Source organism: Calditrichota bacterium (genome assembly GCA_013152715.1).
Taxonomy (GTDB): Bacteria; Zhuqueibacterota; Zhuqueibacteria; order Thermofontimicrobiales; family Thermofontimicrobiaceae; genus 4484-87.
In genome coordinates, this window is the sequence record JAADFU010000035.1 from 1 (window position 1) to 21988 (window position 21988).

General features: G+C 44.8%; 23 protein-coding genes and 1 tRNA gene. 19 read left to right on the plus strand and 5 right to left on the minus strand.

Annotation, left to right across the window (positions count from 1 at the left end):
• Positions 1-41 precede the first annotated feature (41 nt).
• A complete protein-coding gene (locus GXO74_03045) occupies positions 42-611 on the plus strand; it encodes a sigma-70 family RNA polymerase sigma factor (protein ID NOZ60636.1) in 570 nt (189 codons plus the stop codon).
• Between the two features lie 115 nt (positions 612-726).
• On the opposite strand, the gene GXO74_03050 is transcribed toward GXO74_03045, so the two are convergent.
• Positions 727-1113 (minus strand): hypothetical protein, encoded by a 387-nt coding sequence (locus tag GXO74_03050; GenBank protein ID NOZ60637.1) that lies wholly within the window; start codon positions 1111-1113, stop codon positions 727-729.
• A gap of 73 nt (positions 1114-1186) precedes the next feature.
• On the opposite strand from GXO74_03050, the gene GXO74_03055 reads away from it, so the two are divergent.
• The 4 genes from GXO74_03055 (at position 1187) to GXO74_03070 (ending at position 5361) form a co-directional block, all read left to right on the plus strand.
• Positions 1187-1768, plus strand: coding sequence for a nitroreductase (locus GXO74_03055; GenBank protein NOZ60638.1), 582 nt, complete (start codon positions 1187-1189; stop codon positions 1766-1768).
• Between the two features lie 30 nt (positions 1769-1798).
• Complete coding sequence (glmM, locus tag GXO74_03060) at positions 1799-3151, plus strand: phosphoglucosamine mutase (GenBank protein NOZ60639.1); 1353 nt, start codon at positions 1799-1801, stop codon at positions 3149-3151.
• 183 nt (positions 3152-3334) lie between these two features.
• Entirely contained in the window at positions 3335-3997 is a 663-nt protein-coding gene (gene deoC, locus GXO74_03065; protein ID NOZ60640.1) for a deoxyribose-phosphate aldolase, read from the plus strand.
• A 14-nt stretch (positions 3998-4011) separates the two neighbouring features.
• Positions 4012-5361 carry a thymidine phosphorylase gene (locus GXO74_03070; protein ID NOZ60641.1) on the plus strand — a complete coding sequence of 450 codons (1350 nt, stop codon included), beginning with the start codon at positions 4012-4014 and terminating at the stop codon, positions 5359-5361.
• A gap of 222 nt (positions 5362-5583) precedes the next feature.
• Here the strand turns inward: GXO74_03070 and GXO74_03075 are convergent, their stop codons facing one another.
• Positions 5584-7776 (minus strand): PBP1A family penicillin-binding protein, encoded by a 2193-nt coding sequence (locus GXO74_03075; GenBank protein ID NOZ60642.1) that lies wholly within the window; start codon positions 7774-7776, stop codon positions 5584-5586.
• 335 nt (positions 7777-8111) lie between these two features.
• Positions 8112-8840, minus strand: a complete 729-nt coding sequence (locus tag GXO74_03080) for a UDP-2,3-diacylglucosamine diphosphatase (GenBank protein ID NOZ60643.1) — start codon at positions 8838-8840, stop codon at positions 8112-8114.
• Between the two features lie 191 nt (positions 8841-9031).
• Between GXO74_03080 and ispE the strand changes: the two genes are divergently transcribed.
• From ispE to tsaD, 14 genes are all read left to right on the plus strand, one after another.
• Positions 9032-9904: a 4-(cytidine 5'-diphospho)-2-C-methyl-D-erythritol kinase gene (gene ispE, locus GXO74_03085; GenBank protein NOZ60644.1), complete on the plus strand. Its 873-nt coding sequence runs from the start codon at positions 9032-9034 to the stop codon at positions 9902-9904.
• A 189-nt stretch (positions 9905-10093) separates the two neighbouring features.
• On the plus strand, positions 10094-10369 hold the full coding sequence (locus GXO74_03090; protein NOZ60645.1) for a septation protein SpoVG: 276 nt from the start codon (positions 10094-10096) through the stop codon (positions 10367-10369).
• Positions 10370-10403: 34 nt separating this feature from the next.
• A tRNA-Gln gene (locus GXO74_03095) sits at positions 10404-10475 on the plus strand.
• Between the two features lie 309 nt (positions 10476-10784).
• Positions 10785-11720 (plus strand): ribose-phosphate pyrophosphokinase, encoded by a 936-nt coding sequence (locus GXO74_03100; protein NOZ60646.1) that lies wholly within the window; start codon positions 10785-10787, stop codon positions 11718-11720.
• A gap of 25 nt (positions 11721-11745) precedes the next feature.
• Positions 11746-12384, plus strand: coding sequence for a 50S ribosomal protein L25 (locus tag GXO74_03105; protein ID NOZ60647.1), 639 nt, complete (start codon positions 11746-11748; stop codon positions 12382-12384).
• A gap of 30 nt (positions 12385-12414) precedes the next feature.
• The gene (locus GXO74_03110) at positions 12415-12963 is read left to right on the plus strand and encodes an aminoacyl-tRNA hydrolase (GenBank protein NOZ60648.1); all 549 of its coding nucleotides are present in this window, start codon (positions 12415-12417) and stop codon (positions 12961-12963) included.
• A 78-nt stretch (positions 12964-13041) separates the two neighbouring features.
• Positions 13042-15051: a sodium-translocating pyrophosphatase gene (locus GXO74_03115; protein NOZ60649.1), complete on the plus strand. Its 2010-nt coding sequence runs from the start codon at positions 13042-13044 to the stop codon at positions 15049-15051.
• Between the two features lie 205 nt (positions 15052-15256).
• Positions 15257-15751, plus strand: coding sequence for a 30S ribosomal protein S6 (rpsF, locus tag GXO74_03120; protein NOZ60650.1), 495 nt, complete (start codon positions 15257-15259; stop codon positions 15749-15751).
• A gap of 72 nt (positions 15752-15823) precedes the next feature.
• Positions 15824-16381 carry a single-stranded DNA-binding protein gene (locus GXO74_03125; protein ID NOZ60651.1) on the plus strand — a complete coding sequence of 186 codons (558 nt, stop codon included), beginning with the start codon at positions 15824-15826 and terminating at the stop codon, positions 16379-16381.
• A 232-nt stretch (positions 16382-16613) separates the two neighbouring features.
• Positions 16614-16832, plus strand: coding sequence for a 30S ribosomal protein S18 (rpsR, locus tag GXO74_03130; GenBank protein NOZ60652.1), 219 nt, complete (start codon positions 16614-16616; stop codon positions 16830-16832).
• Between the two features lie 29 nt (positions 16833-16861).
• A complete protein-coding gene (locus GXO74_03135) occupies positions 16862-17305 on the plus strand; it encodes a 50S ribosomal protein L9 (GenBank protein ID NOZ60653.1) in 444 nt (147 codons plus the stop codon).
• Between the two features lie 365 nt (positions 17306-17670).
• Positions 17671-17862, plus strand: a complete 192-nt coding sequence (locus tag GXO74_03140) for a hypothetical protein (GenBank protein NOZ60654.1) — start codon at positions 17671-17673, stop codon at positions 17860-17862.
• Between the two features lie 87 nt (positions 17863-17949).
• Positions 17950-18930: a hypothetical protein gene (locus GXO74_03145; protein NOZ60655.1), complete on the plus strand. Its 981-nt coding sequence runs from the start codon at positions 17950-17952 to the stop codon at positions 18928-18930.
• Entirely contained in the window at positions 18911-19915 is a 1005-nt protein-coding gene (tsaD, locus tag GXO74_03150) for a tRNA (adenosine(37)-N6)-threonylcarbamoyltransferase complex transferase subunit TsaD (GenBank protein NOZ60656.1), read from the plus strand. The genes GXO74_03145 and tsaD overlap by 20 nt, the downstream gene beginning before the upstream one ends.
• Before the next feature lie 116 nt (positions 19916-20031).
• Here the strand turns inward: tsaD and GXO74_03155 are convergent, their stop codons facing one another.
• Positions 20032-21225: a DUF4185 domain-containing protein gene (locus GXO74_03155; protein NOZ60657.1), complete on the minus strand. Its 1194-nt coding sequence runs from the start codon at positions 21223-21225 to the stop codon at positions 20032-20034.
• Positions 21226-21260: 35 nt separating this feature from the next.
• Positions 21261-21986, minus strand: coding sequence for an outer membrane lipoprotein-sorting protein (locus GXO74_03160; GenBank protein ID NOZ60658.1), 726 nt, complete (start codon positions 21984-21986; stop codon positions 21261-21263).
• Positions 21987-21988 lie beyond the last annotated feature (2 nt).

A 21988-nucleotide genomic window follows, 5' to 3' on the forward strand; every position in this document is an offset into this window, starting at 1 on the left:
TTTTGACTTGGGAAAAAACAGGAATCTGGGAATTTGCATATATGGATATTTCAGAGAAGGAATTGATAAAAAGGGCGAAGCAGGGCGATCGCCAGGCACAGGCGCAGATTGTGGTCAAATATGAGCGCATGGTCTATAACTTATCGCTTCGTTTGTTGGGTGATCAGGATTTGGCAGAGGGAGTTTTGCAGGAAACCTTTCTCAAAGTCATTCAAGCGTTGCCAAATTTCAAGGAGCAGTCACAGCTTTCGACGTGGATTTACCGCATTGCCACCAATCAGGCGTTGATGCGGCTCAGGTCCAAAAAACGTCACCGGCAATCGTTTGATGAAAATATTGAAAATGAAAATCGAGACTATTCTGCTTTCATTCGTTCTTTGGAAAAGGATCCTTTGGATAGTTTGATCAACCAGGAACTTAAAGAAAAAATGGACAGAGCAATAGCGGAATTGCCAGAGAATTATCGCGCCGCGTTTGTGCTCAAGGACATTGAAGGTCTGGCATTGAAAGAAATTGCCGACATTTTAGATATTTCATTGCCAGCGGTGAAATCGAATTTGCATCGGGCGCGAATTGTGCTCAGAAATAAATTGGCTGAACATTGGAACTAGCGGAGCCGAAAAAATATGGATTGTTTGACAACAATACAGCAAATTTGCGATCTCTTGTCGGAAAACATTAATAGTCCCTTATGTAAAGAAATTATGCAGCATCTTGACGAATGTCCTAAATGCTGCGCACAAGTGGATTCCGTTCGAAAGGTAGTCTATTTGTACAAGGATTACAACCAATCTGACGTCCCTGCCAATGTGGATCATCGTCTATGGCGAGTGCTGAATTTGCCGCGCCCTGAATCATGTTAACGAAATTTATTTGCTGAACAGCCTTGTGGGCATTCGTGTCAGGAGCGGGATATTCTTGTTGCATCTTTATAATTAATTGATTATATTCGTAGTTTATGGAAAGGTATTTTGCGTTGTTGAGATACCTTTTTTCTTTTGTGGTAATTAAATCAAAAATATCATCTCGTTTAGCGGCGGAAATTTTCTGCGGCGTAGAGAAAGAGCCACATCTTTTCACTTTGTCGCCGTTTTGACTAATTGCTGCCGGCAAGGATATTGTTCACAAAATGGATATGCAAAAATGAGGCGATGCGGAATCTGAGTGAAGGGAGGCATTGCAGAGTATGAGAGTTTACGACTTGACGTTAAAAAGAAGAAGCATTCGGCGCTTTCTGCAAAAACCGTTGTCCAGAGAAATTTTAGCTAAATTGGTCAATGCCGGCAGATTGGCGCCTTCGGGCGCGAATTTGCAGCCGCTCGAATTTGTGGTGGTTGACGACAAGTCGCTTTCAGGCAAAGTTTTTGCTACGCTTAAGTGGGCTGCTTACATTGCGCCGGCCGGCGATCCCCCGCAAGATAAACGCCCCGTCGCTTACATTGTTGTTTTGGTCAACAGAAAAATTAAGAAAAAAAACGGTGAAGTCGATGCCGCGGCTGCCATTGAAAATATGATTCTTGTGGCTTTGGACGAAGGAATCGGCAGTTGTTGGTTGGGTTCTGTGGATCGCGAAGCGCTGGCTCAGGTTTTGCGAATCCCGAAAAATTTTAAGATAGACTCTGTGCTCGCGCTGGGGTATCCGGACGAGTCGCCCGAGGTAGAGGACGCGGTAGATTCCATAAGATATTGGAAGGATGAGCGAGGCGTTTTGCATGTGCCTAAAAGAAAATTGGATGAAGTTATTCATTTTAATGAATATTCGCACTAATTGGTAACGGAGGTCGCAGTGGCCAAATTGATGATTAGTATTTCCGGAATACGCGGGATTGTAGGAGATGGTTTGACGCCGCAGATGTCAGTGAATTTTGCCCAGGCGTTTGGCACGTATATTGGCGGCGGCAAAGTAGTTGTTGGCAGAGATTCCCGCGTCACAGGCCCAATGGTTAAACACGCCGTTTTTTCCGGCTTAATGGCTTCAGGAGTCGATGTGATTGATATTGGCGTTTGTCCCACGCCGACCGTGCAAATGGCGGTAAAAAAGCTGAAGGCGCATGGCGGAATTGCCATTACTGCGAGCCACAATCCCATTGAATGGAATGCGCTGAAGTTGATTGATTCCAGCGGCATGTTTTTGGACGAATCACAAGGCAAAAAGGTGATTGCTGTTGTGGAGAAAAACGGTTATCGCAGCGTAGGATGGGATCAAATCGGCAAGCCGGAAGTTTACGAGAATGCGATTCAGGATCACATTAAAGCCATTTTGAAACTGAGGCTGATTGACGTCGACGAAATCGCGCGGCGAAAATTTAAGCTTGTCGTGGACTGTGTGAATGGCGCTGGCGGCACTATCTTGCCCGCTCTGCTGCATGAGTTAGGCTGCGAAGTGATTTTTATAAATGAAGAGCCCACTGGCTTGTTTCCTCGCGCGCCGGAGCCGTTGCCGGAAAATATCACTGAACTGTGCGAGCGCGTTAAAGTGGAAAAAGCGGATGTCGGTTTTGCCGTGGATCCGGATGTGGATCGGCTGGCGATTGTTTCAGAAAAGGGCGAACCTTTTGGCGAGGAATATTCTCTGGTTTCAGCGGCAAATTATGTGCTTTCCAAAAATGACGGTCCTGTTGTCGTGAATGCATCGGTTTCCAGGGCTGTTGATGTTGTCGCGGCGAAATATAATACTGAAGTGTATCGCACCAAAGTCGGCGAAATTTACGTTGCGAAAAAGATGAAAAAAGTGAAAGCCGCCATCGGAGGAGAAGGAAATGGCGGTGTAATTTTGCCGGAATTGCATCTGGGACGAGACGCGCCGCTGGCGATTGCGCTGACTTTGCAGCAGTTAGCAATGACGCGAATGAAGGCGTCCGAGTTGCACGGTTCATTGCCTCAGTATTTTCAGGCGAAAAATCGTATCGAAATCAAAGATCACAATGTCGCGCAGATTCTGAAAGAAATCGAAAAACGATACAAAAATGAACAAATTGATAAAATTGACGGTTTAAAAATACTGTGGGAGGATAGTTGGGTGCACATCAGGCCGTCTAACACGGAACCCATCATTCGCATTTATTCCGAGGCGAAAACCAAAGAAGAAGCGGAAGCGCTGGGTTATCGTTTTATCCACGAAGTCGAGGACGTCATTAAAAAAAGCAAGTGATTTTTGAACGAAATTTCTCCGCCTGTGACGCTATGTTTGGCATAAAGCAGGCGGAGTTTTTATTTTTGTTCTGAAACTTGCTGTCACTATTTAAATATCAGCGATATTATCAAGCGGTGTAATGATCAGAAATCGGCCGCTTTAAAGTTTCAAAAGAATGTTGTTCAAAATAAAGGAGAATTCATGACAAAAAAGGAATTAGCTCGGTTGATCGATCATACTAATTTGAAGCCGGAGTCCACAACAGCGGATATTAAAAAATTGTGTGATGAAGCTTTGCAATTCGGTTTTGCTTCTGTTTGCGTGAATTCCTTGTTTGTTCCTTTCTGTGCGGAGAAAATGAAAAATTCTCGAGTAAAAGTCTGCGCTGTGGTCGGATTCCCGTTGGGCGCAAACAGCGTCGCGACAAAAGTTCGCGAGGCGGAAGATGCCATCAAGAACGGCGCCGAAGAAATTGACATGGTCATTGCCGTGGGAAAATTGAAAGAGGGGGATGATGCCTACGTAGAAAATGACATCCGGCAAGTTGTAACCGCGGCGAAAAATCGGGCGCATGTGAAAGTAATTATTGAGACCTGTCTGCTGACGCGAGAAGAAAAAATTCGCGCTTGCGAGATCGCGCAAAGGGCCGGCGCTCATTTTGTGAAAACTTCGACAGGATTCAACAAGGCCGGCGCCACCGCCGAAGATGTGGCCTTGATGCGTAGCGTTGTCGGCGACTCCCTGGGCGTGAAAGCCGCCGGCGGAATTCGCACTTTTCGGACGGCGCTGGAAATGGTAAATGCTGGTGCCAGCAGAATCGGCGCCAGCGCGAGCGTGCAGATTATTAATGAAATCAAAGAATAGCTTTTGAGGAACGAATGAACGCAAAATTATTAATTGAAAAGAAAAGAACTGGGGAGCGCTTTAGCAGAGAAGAGATCAATTACCTGATTGAAAATTTTGTCGCCGGAGATATCCCGGACTATCAAATCGCCGCGCTGTTGATGGCGATTTTTTTTCAAGGTATGTCTTTTGATGAAATTTTTTGGCTTACTGACGCCATGCTCAATTCAGGAAAAAGACTAACGCTTGATACCTTGCATAATTTCCCGGTCGACAAACACAGCACCGGCGGAGTCGGCGACAAAGTTTCGCTCATTTTGGCGCCATTAGTGGCGGCGGCAGGCGTCGCCGTGCCGATGATGTCAGGTCGCGGACTTGGCCATTCGGGCGGCACGTTGGATAAGTTGGAAGCCATTCCGGGCTTTCGCACCGCTTTGTCTCTGGAAGAATTTGTGCGGGAGTTGGAGGATATTTCCGTTGCCATGATCGGCCAGACCGATGAAATTGTGCCAGCGGACAGGAAAATCTACGCTTTGCGAGACAGCACCGGAACTGTGCCTTCTTTGCCGCTTATTGTCGCCAGTATCATGAGCAAGAAGATCGCCGAAGGCGCCAAGGGTCTGGTCTTGGATGTAAAGACGGGAAAAGGCGCCTTTCTGAAGACTCAGAAAAAAAGTCTTGCCTTAGCGGAACATTTGATTGCCATCGGCGAGCGCTTTGGCGTTCAGACTACGGCGTTTTTAACGGCAATGGATCAGCCGCTTGGCTACGCGGTCGGCAATTGGCTTGAGACCAGAGAGGCGATCGAAACTCTCAAGGGAGAAGGGCCGCCTGATTTGCTGGAAGTTACGCTGACGCTGAGCGCGGAAATGTTGCTTCACGCCAAAATAGACGACAACCCGGAGAGCGCGAAAACGCGCTTGCTTGAGTTGCTCCAAAGCGGAAAACCGTATGAAAAATTTGTGGAATTGGTCGAATATCAGGGCGGCGACGTCTCGGTCGTCGAAAACCCGGAAAAATATCCGCAGACAAGGCATCGTTTCATTTTTTCCAGTGCCAGAAAGGGAATGGTCGAAGAAATTGACTCGTTTAAAATCGGCGTACTGGCGAACGAGTTAGGCGCGGGTAGAAGCAAAATGAGCGACCGCATTGATCACGGGGCGGGCATCTTATTTTTCAAAAAGGAAGGCGATGAAGTGGAGAAGAACGAACCGATCGCTGAATTATTTTTTTCAAAAGCGCTGAACGAAGAAGTCCTGAAAGAAAGAATGAATGAAGCCATCACAGTCAGAGAAAAGGCAAAAGAATTTCCGCCAAAGAAGATGATTTTGCAATACGTTTCCTCTGAATCTGTTCCGGAATTACAAACAAAGCTACCGCGCTAATTTAAAATTCATCCGTCGGTGTGTCGCCTTGCCGCGATGGGGTCACGGATGAAATTGATGGCCGCTGAGCGGGAAGGGGCTTTTCTTTTTGTTAAAGTAAAAAGTACTGTCCGCTCGAGTTGTTCTCTGCGATGGGCGGATTAATCCTCCCTCTCCGGAGCGTTCACATAGCTGACCGCGTTGGAGGGGCGTGACATTCCGGACATTTTAGATAATCCGAGTTTAAAAACGTTTTCTCGCTTTCTTGTTTGTCGTTCTGCGGCGATTGAGTGCGGTGTGTTTGTCGCATTTTTGCGTTGGTGCGTTTTCCCTTTTGAATATTTCGGAAACAACTTCCGGGCAAAATTCGGTCGCTAATTTTTTAGTTTCTTTGCAAATGTCAACGCGGACAACGCCCGGCGGCATTTCAAACGGAAGCGGCGGTAATTTTAGCGTGTCGTGTGCGGCTTTCATAAATCTCGCCCAAATAGGCAGAGCGACCACTGATCCCGCCTGTCCGTTGCCCAAACTTTTTGCCGGATCGTCAAAACCCACCCAGACGCCGGCGACGATTTGTCTGGTAAATCCGATGAACCAGGCGTCAGTAAAGTCGTTGGTTGTGCCTGTTTTTCCGCCAGCAGGATATTGAAAGCCGTAAACCGAGCGCGCGGAATAACCGGTCCCGCCCGGGCTGAGAATGCCTTGCAACATGTCTGCCATGATATAGGCGGTTTCCCTGCGCAAGACTTCTCGGATTTCAGGCTGATTGTCTTTGATAATATTTCCGGATTTATCGATTATTTGCGCGATGTACATCGGTTTGGCAAGAATGCCTTGGTTGGCAAAGACGCCGAAAGCGGTTGTCATTTCAATGGGAGAAACAGAGCCGGAACCGAGGGCCAAAGCGTCGACTTCCGGCAGTTCCGTAGTTAAGCCAAGTTTGCGAGCATAATCAATGATGGTTTTGGGAGGCACAACTTCCTGCACCAATCGCGCCGTGACCAGATTTAGCGATCTTTTTAACGCTTGCCGTAACGTAGTCGGTCCTCCCTGCGAATGGTCGTAGTTGTGCGGCGCCCAACGATCTCCGTTGGGCAGATAAAGCACTACCGGCTGGTTCAATAGTTCAAAAGACGGCGAATAGCCATTGTCAATAGCGGCGGTGTAGACAATGGGTTTAAACGTGGATCCGGGTTGTCTGGTGCGCATTTGCACGGCTCGATTGTATTTGGATTCTCTGAAATCCCTGCCGCCGATCATAGCAAGAATGGAACCGTCAGTCGGATCCATGGCGATGAAGGCAACTTGAATGGTGAAATTTTTCGTAGCAATTGAATCCAGCAACGCGGGAAATTTTTTCTTTAATTGCCGCAACGAAAATTTTTTAGTCAGCGAATCCGGCAGAATACGTCGAATTTTGCCGGTGGCGATGAGCCGTTTGTTGAAATTTGACTGCAATTTTTTCAGATGCACGGAAACGGCTCGCTCAGCGCATGCCTGCAAGCGCGTGTCCAGCGTCGTGTAAACGCTGAGCCCTGCCGTGTAAAGGTCCATTTGATATTCTTTTTGCAATTTCTGTCTGATGAATTCTGTAAAATACGGGGCGATTCCAACATCTTCTTTCTCGGAGATTGCCCGAACGTTCAGCGGCATCGCTTTGGCTTGTTCATATTCCTGCCGGCTGATGTGACCTTCGCTAAACATGTTGAACAAAACCACATTCCGTCGGGAAATGACGAGCTCGGGATTTCGGTAAGGAGAATACGCCGTCGGGCGCTGCAGGATTCCTGCTAACATGGCGCATTCCGGAAGGGTCAAATCTTTCGCGCTTTTGTCGAAATACTTTTGCGCGGCGGCCTCGGCGCCGTAAGCACCATTTCCGAAATACATGTGATTCAGATACATTTCCAATATTTCATCTTTGGTGTAAGTGCGCTCAATCTGGATGGCGGTGATAATTTCGCGCAACTTTCGGACGATAGTCTTTTGTAAATTCAAATAGAGCTGGCGAGCCAACTGTTGGGTTAAGGTACTTGCTCCCTGCTTAAATTTGAAATGGACAACGTCAATCATTATCGCTTTGGCCATTCGCTTAAAATTCAATCCCCAATGATTGTAAAAATCTCTGTCTTCTGTGTCCAGAACTGCGAGAATCAAATTTCGCGGCATTTCGCCGAGCGGTTTTAAGATACGCTTTTTGGTGAAAAGCTCTTTGATGACGACACCGTCGCGAGAATAAATTTTTGTCGCCAATTCCGGTTCATAGCGTTCCAGCTTGGCGAGAGAAGGCAAGTCCCGCGTCAAATAAATAAAGAAAAGCACGCCGAAAATTAGCAAAATAGTTAAAACCGCCAGCGGCAGTTTTAACTTAGCCCAAAAACGATTTGAAGAAACGTCGCGGGAATAATTATTTTGTTGACGAATAGTCCTTTTCATAAACAACCCAATTGTTTGTCTGACTGGTTTTGAAGACTAATAATGCGAATGACCAGTTAAAATTGAACATAAGTCGCTAATTTATTGTTTTTAAAAGGCTGACGCCTTAACTCCACTCCAATTTAGGAAAATTAAGCCGTAAGGCTTTTATTATTTTCATTGCTATTTTACTTAAAATTTTCCAACTGGTCATTCATATTAATAAATAACGCCCAAAACATTTTGTTAAGAGCAAAATGCTCATAATTGCTAAAAATACAAGTTGTTCTCATATCCTGACATTAGCTTGAAATTCGGCGAGGACTGAGCATTACTTTTAAAACGAAAAAAGCGAATCAACTGTTCCAAAATTTAAGTTGAATTTCATTTTGTTCGTCAAATTGCGCATAGGAGAAATGATGAATCCAGTCGCCGAGATTGATGAAAACAGAGCCGTTTATTTTTTCCATCAGCGGATTGTGCGAGTGGCCAAGGATGACGACATCAAAACCGGCGTCAAATTTGTCTTTTGCGAATTGAATGTACTCGTCAGTGTAATCGAAGAATTTGTTTGTCGTGTATTCGCGGCTGCTTCGGGACATAAATTTGGCAAAAGGGATTCCGATGTCGGGGTGCGTCCAGCGGTAGAGAAAAATATTCAGGGGATGACGAACTACTTTTTTCAGCAGCCGGTACCCTTTGTCTTTTTTCAGGACCCCGTCGCCGTGAAATAAATAAAATTTTTTCCCAAAGAGAGTTGGCGTGTAAATTTCACCATGAATTTGCATGTGCAACTCCCGGGACATGAAATCGCGGTGCCAGCAGTCATGATTTCCCGGCTGAAAATGAACGCGAACGCCAGCTTCGATCAATTTGGAAATTTCAAAGAGAATAAAATAGAACTGAGCAGGAACCGCGTGTTTGTACTCAAACCAGAAATCGAACAAGTCTCCGACGATGAAAAGCTCGTTGCCTTCTTTTTTGATGGAATTGAAGAATGAAATCAGTCTTTCGTATCGCCGGCCCAATCTTTGGTCGAACGCGGCGCCAACGTGAATATCGGAAATGAAATAATATGTCCCCATGTAATCGGATCGACTCCTGTATTTGAAATGATTTTAAAAGATACAAAATTCTCTGAGTTAATGCAATAAAAAACATGGCAGATACAAAAAAAATCTTGACTGGGAAAGAAAAAATCACTAAATTGCCACCATTGAAACGAGGAAAGGACTTTTAGGGAACTCACTCCACTTTGGTGGAGTTTTTATTTCTCATGGAAAAATTAGCGTTAAAAGCATACGCCAAGATAAATATCGGGTTGTCAGTCACCTCGCGGCGCCCGGACGGATACCATGAGATAGAGACAATTTTTCAGCAAATTGATCTTTTCGATGAAATCATTTTGCAAGCGGCACGCCCGGGCCAAACATTGATTGAGACCGAACACCCATCAGTGCCGACCGGCGAGAGAAATATCTGCTACCGCGCCGTTGAAAATCTGCGTGAGGCGGCGGGATTGAATTTTGGGGTGAAAATCGTCATCCGGAAAAATGTGCCGATCGGCGCCGGACTCGGAGGCGGGAGCAGTGACGCGGCAGCGATGATTGTCGGAACAAATAAACTTTTTCAATTGACTTTGTCGGATGCCAGACAGCGTGAAATAGCCCGCGGGCTTGGCGCCGACGTTCCTTTCTTTTTATTGGGCGGCGCCGCGCTGGCGAAAGGCATTGGCGACGAGTTGCAGCCGATAAAGTTACCCAATAAGTTCTTTGGCGTTTTAATTTACCCGAATGTAGAGATTTCAACGAGCTGGGTTTATAAAAACTTTAATTTTAGCTTGACAAAAACTAAAAAAATTATTAAATTAGCAAGCCTTTATAAAAATGTGGAACGTTATCGAGAGTTCTTTCAAAATGATTTGGAAAAAGTTGTTTTCGACAAATATCCTGAACTTGCTAACCTAAAACGGTTGCTTTATCAAAAGGGAGCATATTTTGCCAGCATGTCGGGCAGCGGGTCGTCGATATTTGGATTATTCAAGGATTTTTCAGCAGCAGAAAATGCTAAGGCGAATTTGGACCAGCGCTATCAAACTTTTTTAATTCAACCCTTGGAAAAAACATCAATAACAAGAGGGGCGATGTGAGTTAATAATCTTGTTCGCGAAAGGTAGCATAGCTTTTTAGAAGGGTGTGGGTATTTTCTGTTATTAGATGTTGAATTTTTCAACAAAGGGTAACAGAATAACGGTCACGGTTATTAGCATGAAGTCGCGTTGTTTTCAGCTTAAATTTTCATTTAAAAAGTTTGCTGATTAGACAGGAGAAAATTACGGATGGACATAACAGAAATTACCGTTACCCTACGAAACGAGGACAAACTCAAAGCTTTTGTAAACGTTACTTTTGATGATCAGTTTGTTGTGCGAGGCATGAAAGTTATTAAAAGCGCGAACGGTTTTTTTATCAGTATGCCCAGCCGGAAAATGCCAGATGGGACGTTTCGGGATATTGCGCATCCGATTACCAAGGAATTCCGGGAGTTTATTGAGAAGGCTATTCTGGAAAAATATAATGAGAAGTTAGAAGAAGAAAAATCAGACCAGGATTAGCCTGAAAATCATTGAAGATGCAAAAAAAGTACATTGGGGCGTCGCCAAGAGGCAAGGCACAGGGTTTTGGTCCCTGCATTCGGAGGTTCGAATCCTCCCGCCCCAGCTTTTCATTTTAAGTTGTCATTAAAAATGTGGATGACGAAAATCAGATGGGGAGCGAGCGCCTAGCTGTCAGTTTAAGAAAAAATGAGGGTGAGAATATTAGCAATTATCAATTCGATTGCTATTAAATTGACTATTGTGGACTGCTAATAGAGAATTGTCAACGAAACGAACAACAGCAATTTTATTAAACTGACGGCTAATGGAGCGAGGGGTGCGAGCGTTTTGGCACAGAAAAAGGACGCAGCTAAGTGGATTGGGTGAGGCTTCTGACAGGTTTTCGTCATTTTTGTCTTAAAGATTAAGTGAGATGGGAAATTCGCTGAAAATTTTCGCCGGAAGCGCCAGCCAGACTTTGGCGGAGAAAATTGCCAGCCACCTGGATTTGATGGTGGGAAAGTCAACGTTGACGCGATTTAAAGACGGTGAGATGTCGGTAAAATACGAAGAAAACATTCGTGGGTGCGATGTCTTTTTAGTTCAATCAACATACCCGCCGGCGGACAATTTCATGGAATTGCTAATCATGATGGACGCGGCGCGGCGATCTTCGGCGCGGCGAATTACGGCGGTCATTCCCTATTTCGGCTATGCGCGACAGGACAGAAAAGACCGACCGCGGGTAGCCATTACGGCAAAATTGGTGGCAAATATCATCCGCACAGCAGGCGCGGATCGTGTTTTGACTATGGATTTGCACGCTCCGCAGATTCAGGGATTTTTTGATATTCCGTTGGATCATTTATATTCGTCACCTATTTTGGCGGAATATTTTCGCAAACGGCGCATCAAAGATCTTGTGGTATTATCGCCGGATATTGGCGGTGTAAAAATGGCGCGCGCGTATGCAAAGCGTTTGTCTGCGCCGCTGGCAATCATCGACAAACGACGGATTAAGCCCAACGAAGCCGAAGTAATGCATTTGATCGGTTCTGTTGAAAATAAAAATATTTTGATCGTCGACGATATTGTGGATACTGCCGGGACGATCCTGAAGGCAGCGCAACAATTAGTTAAAAATGGCGCCAAAAATATTTTTACGGCATGCACGCATCCCATTCTTTCCGGCGAAGCTATTGAAAATTTGAAGAAGGCAAATCTGAAGGAATTTGTGGCGATGGATACCATTCCTCTGCCTCAGCAGAAAAAACTGGACAATTTTACTATTTTGTCCGTGGCCAATTTATTCGCTAATGCAATTAAACGCATTCACAATGAAGAATCGATAAGTATTTTGTTTGATTAATAAAAGCAAAAAATGGAGTTTAGCAATGACTACAACAGATATTACGCTATCCCTGCAATCCAGAAGTGAGACAGGGAAGGAAAACGCGAAACGTTTGAGAAGAGAAGGCAAGGTGCCGGGCGTTTTTTACGCTCATGGCGAAAAGACAGTGCCGGTAGTTGTGGGTGATCGCGAGCTTGCCAAGGTGATTTCGCAGGTCGGAGGTTTAGTTGATATTAAAATTGACGACAGGCGAAAAAGGAAAGCAATCATCAAGGAAGTGCAATCAGACCCCGTCACGAACAAATTTTATCATGTGGATATCATGGGCGTTCGCCTCAAAGAAAAAGTGACTGTAACCGTTCCCATTCAAGTCGTTGGAGATGCTATTGGCGTGAAAGAACAAGGCGGTATTTTGCATCAGTACAGCCATGAAATAGAAGTGTCGTGTTTGCCGCTCGATATTCCCGACCATGTGGAAATTGACGTTACAGATTTGAATATCGGCGATTCGATTTCTGTGGCGGATATTCAGCTTGAAAATGCAGCAATTGTGAACGACCCGGATCAGCCATTGGCGACCGTCATGGCGCCGTCTGTTTCCAAGGAACCAGAAGCAGAGGAAGAAGCAGAGGAAGAAGTTGCTGAGGGCGAGGAAGAGGAGAAAACCGAAGAACAAGAATAATTATTCGGTGATATGTCAGAAGGACGTTTTTTGATTGCGGGGCTTGGCAATCCCGGCGTTAATTATCGCGAGACAAGGCACAATCTGGGCTTTATGGTTGTCGATCATATTGCCCGTCAATATAATTTGAATTTTAGAAAACACGAGTTTTTTGAGGTTGCCAGATTTCAACTTGAAGAAAAAGAGATGATTCTGATGAAGCCGCTGACGTACATGAATCGCAGCGGCATTGCTGTTGCTTATGGCATAAATGCGAATCAAATTGTTCTTTCAAATTTATTGGTGATTGTTGACGATTTAGCTTTGCCCTTTGGAAAAATGCGTTTTCGCGCAAAAGGTAGTTCCGGCGGGCATAATGGTCTGAAATCAATAATTAACTATCTTCAGTCGGATCAATTTCCTCGCCTCAGAATCGGAATCGGACCGGAAGCGGATCCAGATGACGTTGTGGAGTATGTACTGTCCCCATTTAGAAAAGAAGAGCGAAAAAGCTTAAATGCGATTCTCGATCATGCTGCAGATGCTGTATTTTATATGGTTAGAAACGGCATTTTCAGCGCGATGAATGCGTTTAATTAGCGAGCGAGGTTTGGGAGTAAGTTTGAACTTATTCGCATCTCTGGCGTTGAAATAATCACGAAATCAAGAAGGAGAAGGATATTGAACAGCGTAGCCGTTTCTCTCATCACGAGCCTGCTGGCTCTTGGTTTTGTCGCTTATTTGAGCATTGATGTGCTTCGAAAAGATGTCGGAAGCCAGAAAATGGCGGAGATATCTCATTTAATCCAGCAAGGGGCGCGAGCCTTTTTGAGACGGGAATATATTTATGTCTCAATGTTCGTGGCGGTTATTGCGATTTTAATCGCAGTCGCCCCGTATCTTACCCAGGTCGAATTGAGTTGGCGAACATCGGTTGCATTTATCGGCGGCGCTTTTGTATCAGCTCTGGCGGGATACATTGGCATGAGTATCGCGACCAAGGCGAATGCGCGCACAACTCAGGGCGCGATAACCGGAGGCGTCAAGGGAGCGCTCAGCATTGCCATTAGCGGCGGCGCCGTAATGGGAATGAGCGTTGTCGGCCTTGCATTGTTCGGTTTGAGCATTTTTTACATCATTTTTCATGGCGAACCGGTTATTATTAATGGCTATGCCATGGGCGCGAGTTTAGTAGCGTTGTTTGCCAGAAGCGGCGGCGGAATTTTCACCAAAGGCGCCGACATGGGCGCAGATTTGGTCGGCAAAGTGGAAGCCGGAATTCCGGAAGACGACCCCAGAAATCCGGCGGTCATCGCGGATAACGTTGGCGACAACGTGGGAGATGTGGCAGGTTTGGGCGCTGATTTGTTGGAATCTTACGTGGAGTCGATTATTGCTTCGATGGCGATAGCGTCCACTTTAGGAATAGCCGCGCCACAGTTGAAAACGTTGCCTCTTTCCATCGCCAGCGCCGGAATTGTTTCCTCTATCATCGGCGTGTTTTATGTGCGCATTCGAGGAAAAAAAGATCCCCAATCCGCTTTGATGGGAGGCACGTACATCAGCGCTATTCTGACGGCGATTGCGACTTATCTGATTGTGAAATATCAAGGTACAAGTTTCGAATCGTTCGGCCTCATGGGACCTTTTTATGCGACGATCGCGGGTATCGTTTCCGGCATCATTGTTGGCTTTACCAGCGAATATTTTACTTCAAAAAACTATAAGCCGGTGCGAACTTTAGCAGAAGAATCACAAAGCGGACCAGCGTTGACTGTAACTGGCGGAATGTCGGTAGGAATGCTTTCTACTGTTGTGCCTGTGCTTGTGTTGAGCGGCGCTGTTTTATTGGCAGATCATTTCGCCGGAATTTATGGCATTGCGTTGGCGGCGTTTGGCATGTTGGCGACTACCGGCGTGATCGTAGCCGTCGATTCCTACGGGCCGATAGCAGATAACGCCGGCGGAATCGCTGAAATGGCTGAATTGGATCCGTCAGTTCGTGAAATAACCGATAATTTGGATGCCGTGGGAAACACAACCGCCGCTATCGGAAAAGGATTTGCCATCGGATCGGCGGCTTTTGCGGCGATGGGATTGTTAGTCGCTTACATGAAATCCGCCGACATAAGCGTCGCTGATATCAAAGATCCAAAAGTGCTCATCGGTTTGTTGATTGGCGGCATGTTACCCTTTTTCTTTTCCTCATTGTTGTTTAAGGCAGTGAGTAAATCCGCTTTCAAAATGATAGAGGAAGTGAGACGGCAGTTCAAAGAAATCCCCGGTTTAATGGAAGGAAAAGCCATGCCGGACTCCGCGCGTTGTGTAGACATCAGTACAAAAGGCGCAATCCAGGGCATGCTCATTCCGGGCTCCATTGCAATTTTGGCGCCAGTTTTAGTCGGATTGTTCATTGGAAAAGAGACATTGGCGGGAATGCTGGTCGGCTCCCTGGTGAGTGGTTTGATGTTAGGCATTCAAATGGCAAATTCCGGCGGGGCGATGGACAATGCGAAAAAATATATTGAAGAAGGCAATTTCGGCGGAAAAGGTTCTGAAACGCACAAGGCGGCGGTTATTGGAGATACTGTGGGCGATCCGTTGAAAGATACAGTGGGCCCGTCGATAAATATTTTAATTAAATTAATGAGCGTCATTTCTTTGGTGTTGGCGCCATTATTCAGGTAATTAGTAAAGATTCTGCAAAATATAATAATCATTATTTGTCAGTGAGTGTCGCTCTTGAAATGTCAGGGATGAGTCCTGGCGTGCAGGCGCCTCGCTACGATTCACTCAGGAGATGTCTGCTTTAGCGGACATGGCTGTTAGTTTTGAAAATTTGATTTTTTTGCGGAAACTCAAAGTAACTGGTAAAATAGGAGGTAACAGTAGTTTGAAAGCGTACGAATCAGTAATCGTGATCGACTCGCTGTTGAAAAGTGAGGAGATCGAAGCCATTATCGAGAAAGTCGAGCGAATTATTAATAATAATGGCGGACAAATTGTTGAAATTGATCGCTGGGGAAAAAAGCGGTTAGCTTATGAAATCAAAAAACGGCAGTACGGCTATTACGTTGAATTTATTTTCCAGGGACCGGGAAATGCAATCCAGGTATTGGAAAGGGAGTACGGTCTCGATGAAAATATTTTGCGCTATTTGACCGTGCATTTGAACAAGAGAGCTCAGGAGCACAAAGAGCGGCAAAAAATGACGCAAAACGATTATGCAAAAGCACAGCCAGTTGGAACAAAAGCCGACAATAAAGACTCGGCAACAGATTCGGAAAAGGAACCAGAAATAAAGCCAGAGCCAGAGTTAGAAGCGGCAAGCGAAGAAACCGCGCCTGCGGCCGAGCCGGTAGAGGAGTCAGCCAAAAGCGAGGATTAAATACGTGCTTCAGCGTAAATAGTTCTTTGCAAACATGACGATGTGTGAATGATTTGAAAGAGGACGTCGGAAATGGCTATTTTAAAAATGCCAGATATAAACAATGTAATTATTGCTGGCAACTTGACGTGTGATCCTTCTTTTCGTAAAACGAAAAATGGAACCCCTGTGGCAAATTTTTTCATTGCCTCAAACCGAAAATTTAAGGACAATAATGGCAATTGGCGTGAGAATGTTTGCTACATTGGCGTGGTAGCGTGGTACAAATTGGCAGAAAGCTGCTACGAAAACATTAATAAGGGCAGCGCCGTGATCGTCGATGGCGAATTGCAAAGCAGAAGCTGGAAAAATCCGGATGGAACGAGCCACAATGTCATCGAAATTAAGGCGCGAAGAATTCAATTTTTGAACAAAAGAGCGCTGCCCGATAGTATTGATACCGATTATGTTGATGTTGCGGAGTCGGAAGAAGTAGAGCTTGTCGCTGACGATAGTAACAACAGTCAGTTTGAAAATGAAGACTTAAAGGTCGATTCTTCCGAGAATTCCGAACAGGCTACTGCCGACAATGCGGACGATACAAACGAAGAAACCGATTTTGACTTTGGCTACCAGGATTTGGAGTTGTGATATTTTTTAAAAGTAACATGAACTAAATAATATGAATGACCAGTTGGAAAATTTTAAGTAAAATAGCAATGAAAATAATAAAAGCCTTACGGCTTAATTCCTAAATTGGAGTGGATAAATTGGAGTGGAGTTAAGGCGTCAGCCTTTTAAAAACAATAAATTAGCGACTTATGTTCAATTTTAACTGGTCATTCGCATTAAATAATAAAAAGTGAGGGCAAAAATAACCATGATGAAGAAAAAGAGAGTCTGTCGCTTTTGCGAGGAAGACATAAAATATGTGGATTTTAAAGAGGTCAAGCGCCTTGTGCGGTTTACCACGGAACAGGGAAAAATTATTCCCCGGCGAACCTCGGGAACATGCGCCAAACATCAACGTCAGCTTGTAAAAGCAATTAAGCGAGCGCGACATCTGGCGTTGATTCCGTTTGTTTCTGAAATCACAAGATAGTAAACTTTTAACGCACGAGGGCAAGCAGAATGAAAATAATTTTACGCAAAGATTTTGAAGACCTCGGCAAGGCCGGGGATGTGGTGACCGTAAAAAGCGGTTATGCAAGAAATTTCTTGATTCCTCAGGGCATTGCCTTGAAAGCGGACTCTGCCGCCGTGAAACAATTGGCATCAGAGAAAAAAATGGAAGAGTTGAAAGTAACGCGAAGCAAAAAAGCAGCCCAACAATTAGCGGAAGAATTGGAAAAAGTTTCGTGCACAGCGACGGTTACGGTCGGCGAAGAAGACAAAGTTTTCGGTTCCGTGACTACGCAGCAGATTTCGGATTTGCTGAAAGAAAAAGGCTACGAAGTTGATCGCAAGAAAATCAAGCTCGAAGAACCTATAAAAGCACTGGGGATCTACGATGTGCCGATAAAACTTCACCCCGAAGTGGAAATAAAAATAAAATTGTGGGTGGTTAAAGAATAGGTCTCTTTTCGCGCCAATCGTCATTACGGCGAATTTTCAATTGAAAAGTATCGTTTGAATTTTCCAAGTGAGCCAATGATTAACTCTAATAATGGACCCTCCCACGCAAATGTGCAGTGAAATGAAAATATAAAAAAGACTGAGTTTTCTCAGTCTTTTTTTATCAAAAAATGATTAAAATTTAAAAAAAGCATTGACTTTAATGTAAAATAATGTTAAATTTTTTCAATAGTTTGCTAAAAATCGGCGCATCTTGTGAGGGGATAGAAAAAACCAAAAGTTAGCGCATTTTCCGCAGCCTAAAAATTGGTCAAATTAATCAGATTGGTAATGTTAAGGCACAAACCGTGAGGGGAGGAGTATCCATGGAAGGAAGGTATCCCGAATGTCTCAAATGTTCTACCGGAGTATTGGTTCCATTGTCAGATTATGGTCGCGAAGGTTCCTCGATAATGTACAAGGCGTGGGTATGCACAAATCCGGAATGCGGATTTAATATTCGCATTGACAATGGCGAAGTGAGCATGGGCAGACTGATTGGGCAATCCAACAAATAATTTTGCTCGATTTTGCCATAGATATTTGAGCATAAAGAGGGTAACGGGAAAGACCTTCCTGATACCCTTTTTCAATTTTGTGAGAGAATGATGGGAATCAAAGAAAAGATATTTTTTAATTTTAAATATAAACTAGTTGTCTTTTTGCTTTCCGTGTTAGTGTGGTTTTTCGTCAAAACAGAAGACAATTATAAGTATACCTTCCATATTCCGCTACGAATCAGTAATCTCGGAGACAACCGCGTCGTTCAAAATCGTATTCCCGAACAAATTTCTGTGAATCTCTGGGGCAAAGGTCGCACTCTGCTCTCTTTTTGGTTGCGCAACGACATGGAATACAATCTCGATTTGGGCAATGTGGTGGATTCGGCTCAGATCATCCTCGACAAGAATAGTATTCGCATGTTACGCGAGTCTAATATCGAGGTGTTGAATATTGTCGATCCGCATAAAATTGTCGTTAAATTAGACCGCCTGACACAAAAACCGGTTCCGGTGATTTCGCAGTGCGAGATTGAAACTTTGCCTGGTTACGCTGTTGTCGAAAAAGTAAAACTGATGCCGGACTCCGCAGTCATTCGTGGTCCTGTGTTGGCAATTCAGAATATTCATTCAATCTTTACGGAAAAGAAAAAGTTCCGCAAAATCAAGCATGATTTGGAGAAAAGAGTCAAATTACTCACGCCGCAGGGACAGTATGTGACGATTTCCCCGACGGAAGTTAAACTCATTGCGGATGTTCAAAAATTGATGGAGAAGCCGCTTGCGGAAATTCCCGTGGGCGTCATTAACGTTCCGCCGGGAGATACGATCATTGTCATTCCTTCGACTTTGTCGCTGGTGCTCGAGGGGGGCTCGGATCAGCTTTTAAATGTGACAAAAACTGATGTTCGCGCCTACATCGATTACGAAAAGGTCAAACATTCGCACGAGAAAGATCATCTGGCTTATATTGATCCGCCGCCTGGCATTCGCTACAGAGATGTACATCCGACGCGTTTTAAAATTGTCATCATGAAAAAAAATCAACCTGCCGGATCGGAGTCTAATGAAAATTTTAGGTATTGAAACTTCCTGCGATGAAACATCGGCGGCAATCTACGACGGAAAAAATCTGCTCTCCAACATCGTCGCTTCTCAGTCAGTGCACGAAGAGTTCGGCGGCGTGGTGCCGGAACTTGCATCGCGCGAACACATTCGAAATTTGACGCCGGTAATTCGGAAGGCATTCGCGCAGGCAAATTGTCGCATCGAAGATATTGGCGCTGTTGCAGTGACGCAAGGTCCGGGTCTCATGGGCGCGCTGTTGGTGGGCATTAATTTTGCCAAGGGGCTGGCATTTTCGTACGGAGCGCCGCTCATTGGCGTAAATCACATCGAAGGTCATATTTTTGCCATTGAATTGACTGAAAATGTTTCTCCCCCGTTTCTGTCTCTCGTTGTTTCCGGCGGCCACACGCAACTGGTTTTGGTCAAAGAATTTGGCGATTATCAGCTATTAGGAAAAACTCTGGACGACGCCGCAGGAGAAGCCTTCGACAAAGTGGCGAAAATGATGGAGTTGGGATATCCGGGCGGGCCCATCATCGACGAAATGGCGAAAAAGGGCAATGGGGATTTTGTCGCTTTCCCCCGGGCGTTAATCAAAGAAAAAAATTACAATTTTTCCTTCAGCGGGTTGAAAACCGCGGTACTTTATTATTTGAAGAGTTTGCCTGAGGAAGATAGACTGCGCCATCGTGCAGACATAGTGGCGAGCTTTCAAAAGGCGTTGGTGGACGTGCTGGTGAAAAAAACGATTTCAGCGGCGGAAAAATTTGGCATGGATAAAATCGTCCTGGCTGGCGGCGTGGCGCGAAATAGTTTCCTGCGGGATGAATTTCAGAAAATAGCCGCTAATGAAAACAAACAAATTTACATGCCGGAAGCGATTTTTTGCACCGATAACGCCGCCATGGTCGCGTACGTTGGGCATCGGAAATTTGAGTTGGGACAAATTTCCGACATGTCGATGACGCCAATGCCGGGAATGAGGTTGGTTTTAAATTATTGAGTTCACGCGAAAAACCAGCGTTGTTCTTTCCTGCCTACTGGATGGTTCGAAACCTGCGAATTTTGTTCAGTTTACACAACAAAAAAATAAATCAAAATATTTTTAAAACGCTAACTTCAATAATCTGGGATTTTTTTCAGCCCTAAAATTGCTTTCATCAACACTACAGTATAAGGATTCCACGTGGACATCGTGAAATAAATCGTCGTGGAGGTACTGTCTCCGGTAGCTAAATCTTCGAATTGATAAGGTCCGTAGGCGCCGCCCCATTCGTTTTCTCTTCCGGGATCGTGAACGCTGTCAACATTTTCGTGTTGCCAGCTCACGTGAATGAAATGGCCGTAGCCATTGTCTTCCCAAGGGTCAAAAATGAGTTTTGCTTCTGACCAGGGCCCCCAGGGATAATCCGCATATCTAAATGCTATTCCTTTATTATCGTTGTAAAGCAAAATCCATTTTTTCAGGAAAGTGTTGTAGGAAACGGACAATTCGCCGACTACAGGGTCATAAAAAATCGGCGCCGCCTCTGCCTCATTTTTGCTCCAAAGCGGTTTATTTGCATTATTCAAGCCCTTTAAAAAATAAATACTGGTTCTCAATTCGATGCTGTCTGCCGGCTGATAGGCAAGCCTGACGTCACTGGCTCTGTATTCGCCGGAACCCAAAATAACCAATCCGGTTCCCGCAGAATCAGGAAAGCCCTGCCAGACTGCAACGTCTGTTTTTACAATTGAAACATTGATAAAATACAACGAAGAAAAATCGTACAAGTGAGTAAAATTGTAGCCATCATCTTCAGATACCGCTACTACAGATCTGCCCATGGTAACATCTGCTGTGTGACCTGTCGTCGCGTAAATATACATTTTGTCATTGACACTGACTCCCTCCATCGGCACTTCAAAATCTTTGAGACTGATGCCCGGGATGGAAACAGGTCTGTAAGTGCCGACATCATTTTGGAGAAAATTTAAATTGATGCCATTTTCAGGGGTGTTATCGGTAGTGTAAGCAATCGGATCGTCAGCGCCGGGCACGGCATCTCCGAAAAGCAGATAAATCCGATCTTTGTGTTTGAATGGCACGCCCAAATCTGTAAAATAGAGTCCATATCTCTGCCCTGTCAAATTTGATGTGGGCGTTTGACGTTCTCTGTCAAAATCTCCGATGAGCTGTTCAATTTTTTGAGCATGAGATAAAATGACAACTTCTTCCATAGTCGGTTCGGGAGTGTTCGGAGATTCTGAATCGCACCAAATCAAATAAGAGATTAGTAAAATGAAAATCAGACCAAAAATAGTAGTCTTCATTTCCGACCTCCTTTCTTTAAAGAAGAAATCAAAATTCATCTTCTCAACGCCGCCTTAGAAAAAATGTAATCAGGAATTTTTGCATTCAACTCAATCTTTTCAACGATGAATTCTGTGCCTTTCCCTGACTTCAAGACATCTTTGAAAATAATCCTTTTTGCCTGCCATTGACCCTGGACTTTCATCACCTCTTTGATTTCCACAGTCTTGAGCAGTTTGCCGCTTTTGGCGTAAAGTTCTTCCTTGAGTGGGATAAATCGCTCCTGATCCACCCACAGGCGGCGCGTTGCATACGCCACGTCCCTCTTTTTTGCTTTGAGCAAGAGCACCCAGCATTTTCGATTTGCCACAGTATCTTCTTTTTCCACTATAGGCTCATAAATTCGATGCAGCACCGGATCTTCCATCATGTCTTCATAAGACAAGTCAGAGCCCATCACTGACTGGCGCAGCATGTGTCCGGAAATTCTAATGATTCGGTCCGCTGCCGGGGAGTAAGTCCACAAATTATCGCCCAATTTCAGCATTTTCGTTCCTCTCTCTCGCGGCGGAGAAAGATATTCCGTAAAAGAACGCTCTGTTCCTTCGATGTAAGATTTCGCGACAATCGTTCGACTGCCGCGGCGGCCATGGACGATCATTTTTGATTGAATTATTTTTCTTTCGGAAGTTAAATTTTCATCCACTTTTTTCAAAATATCCAGTGCTGAAGGTGTTTGACTCCATGACTGAGAAAAAAGTCCCAATATCAAAAATCCGATCA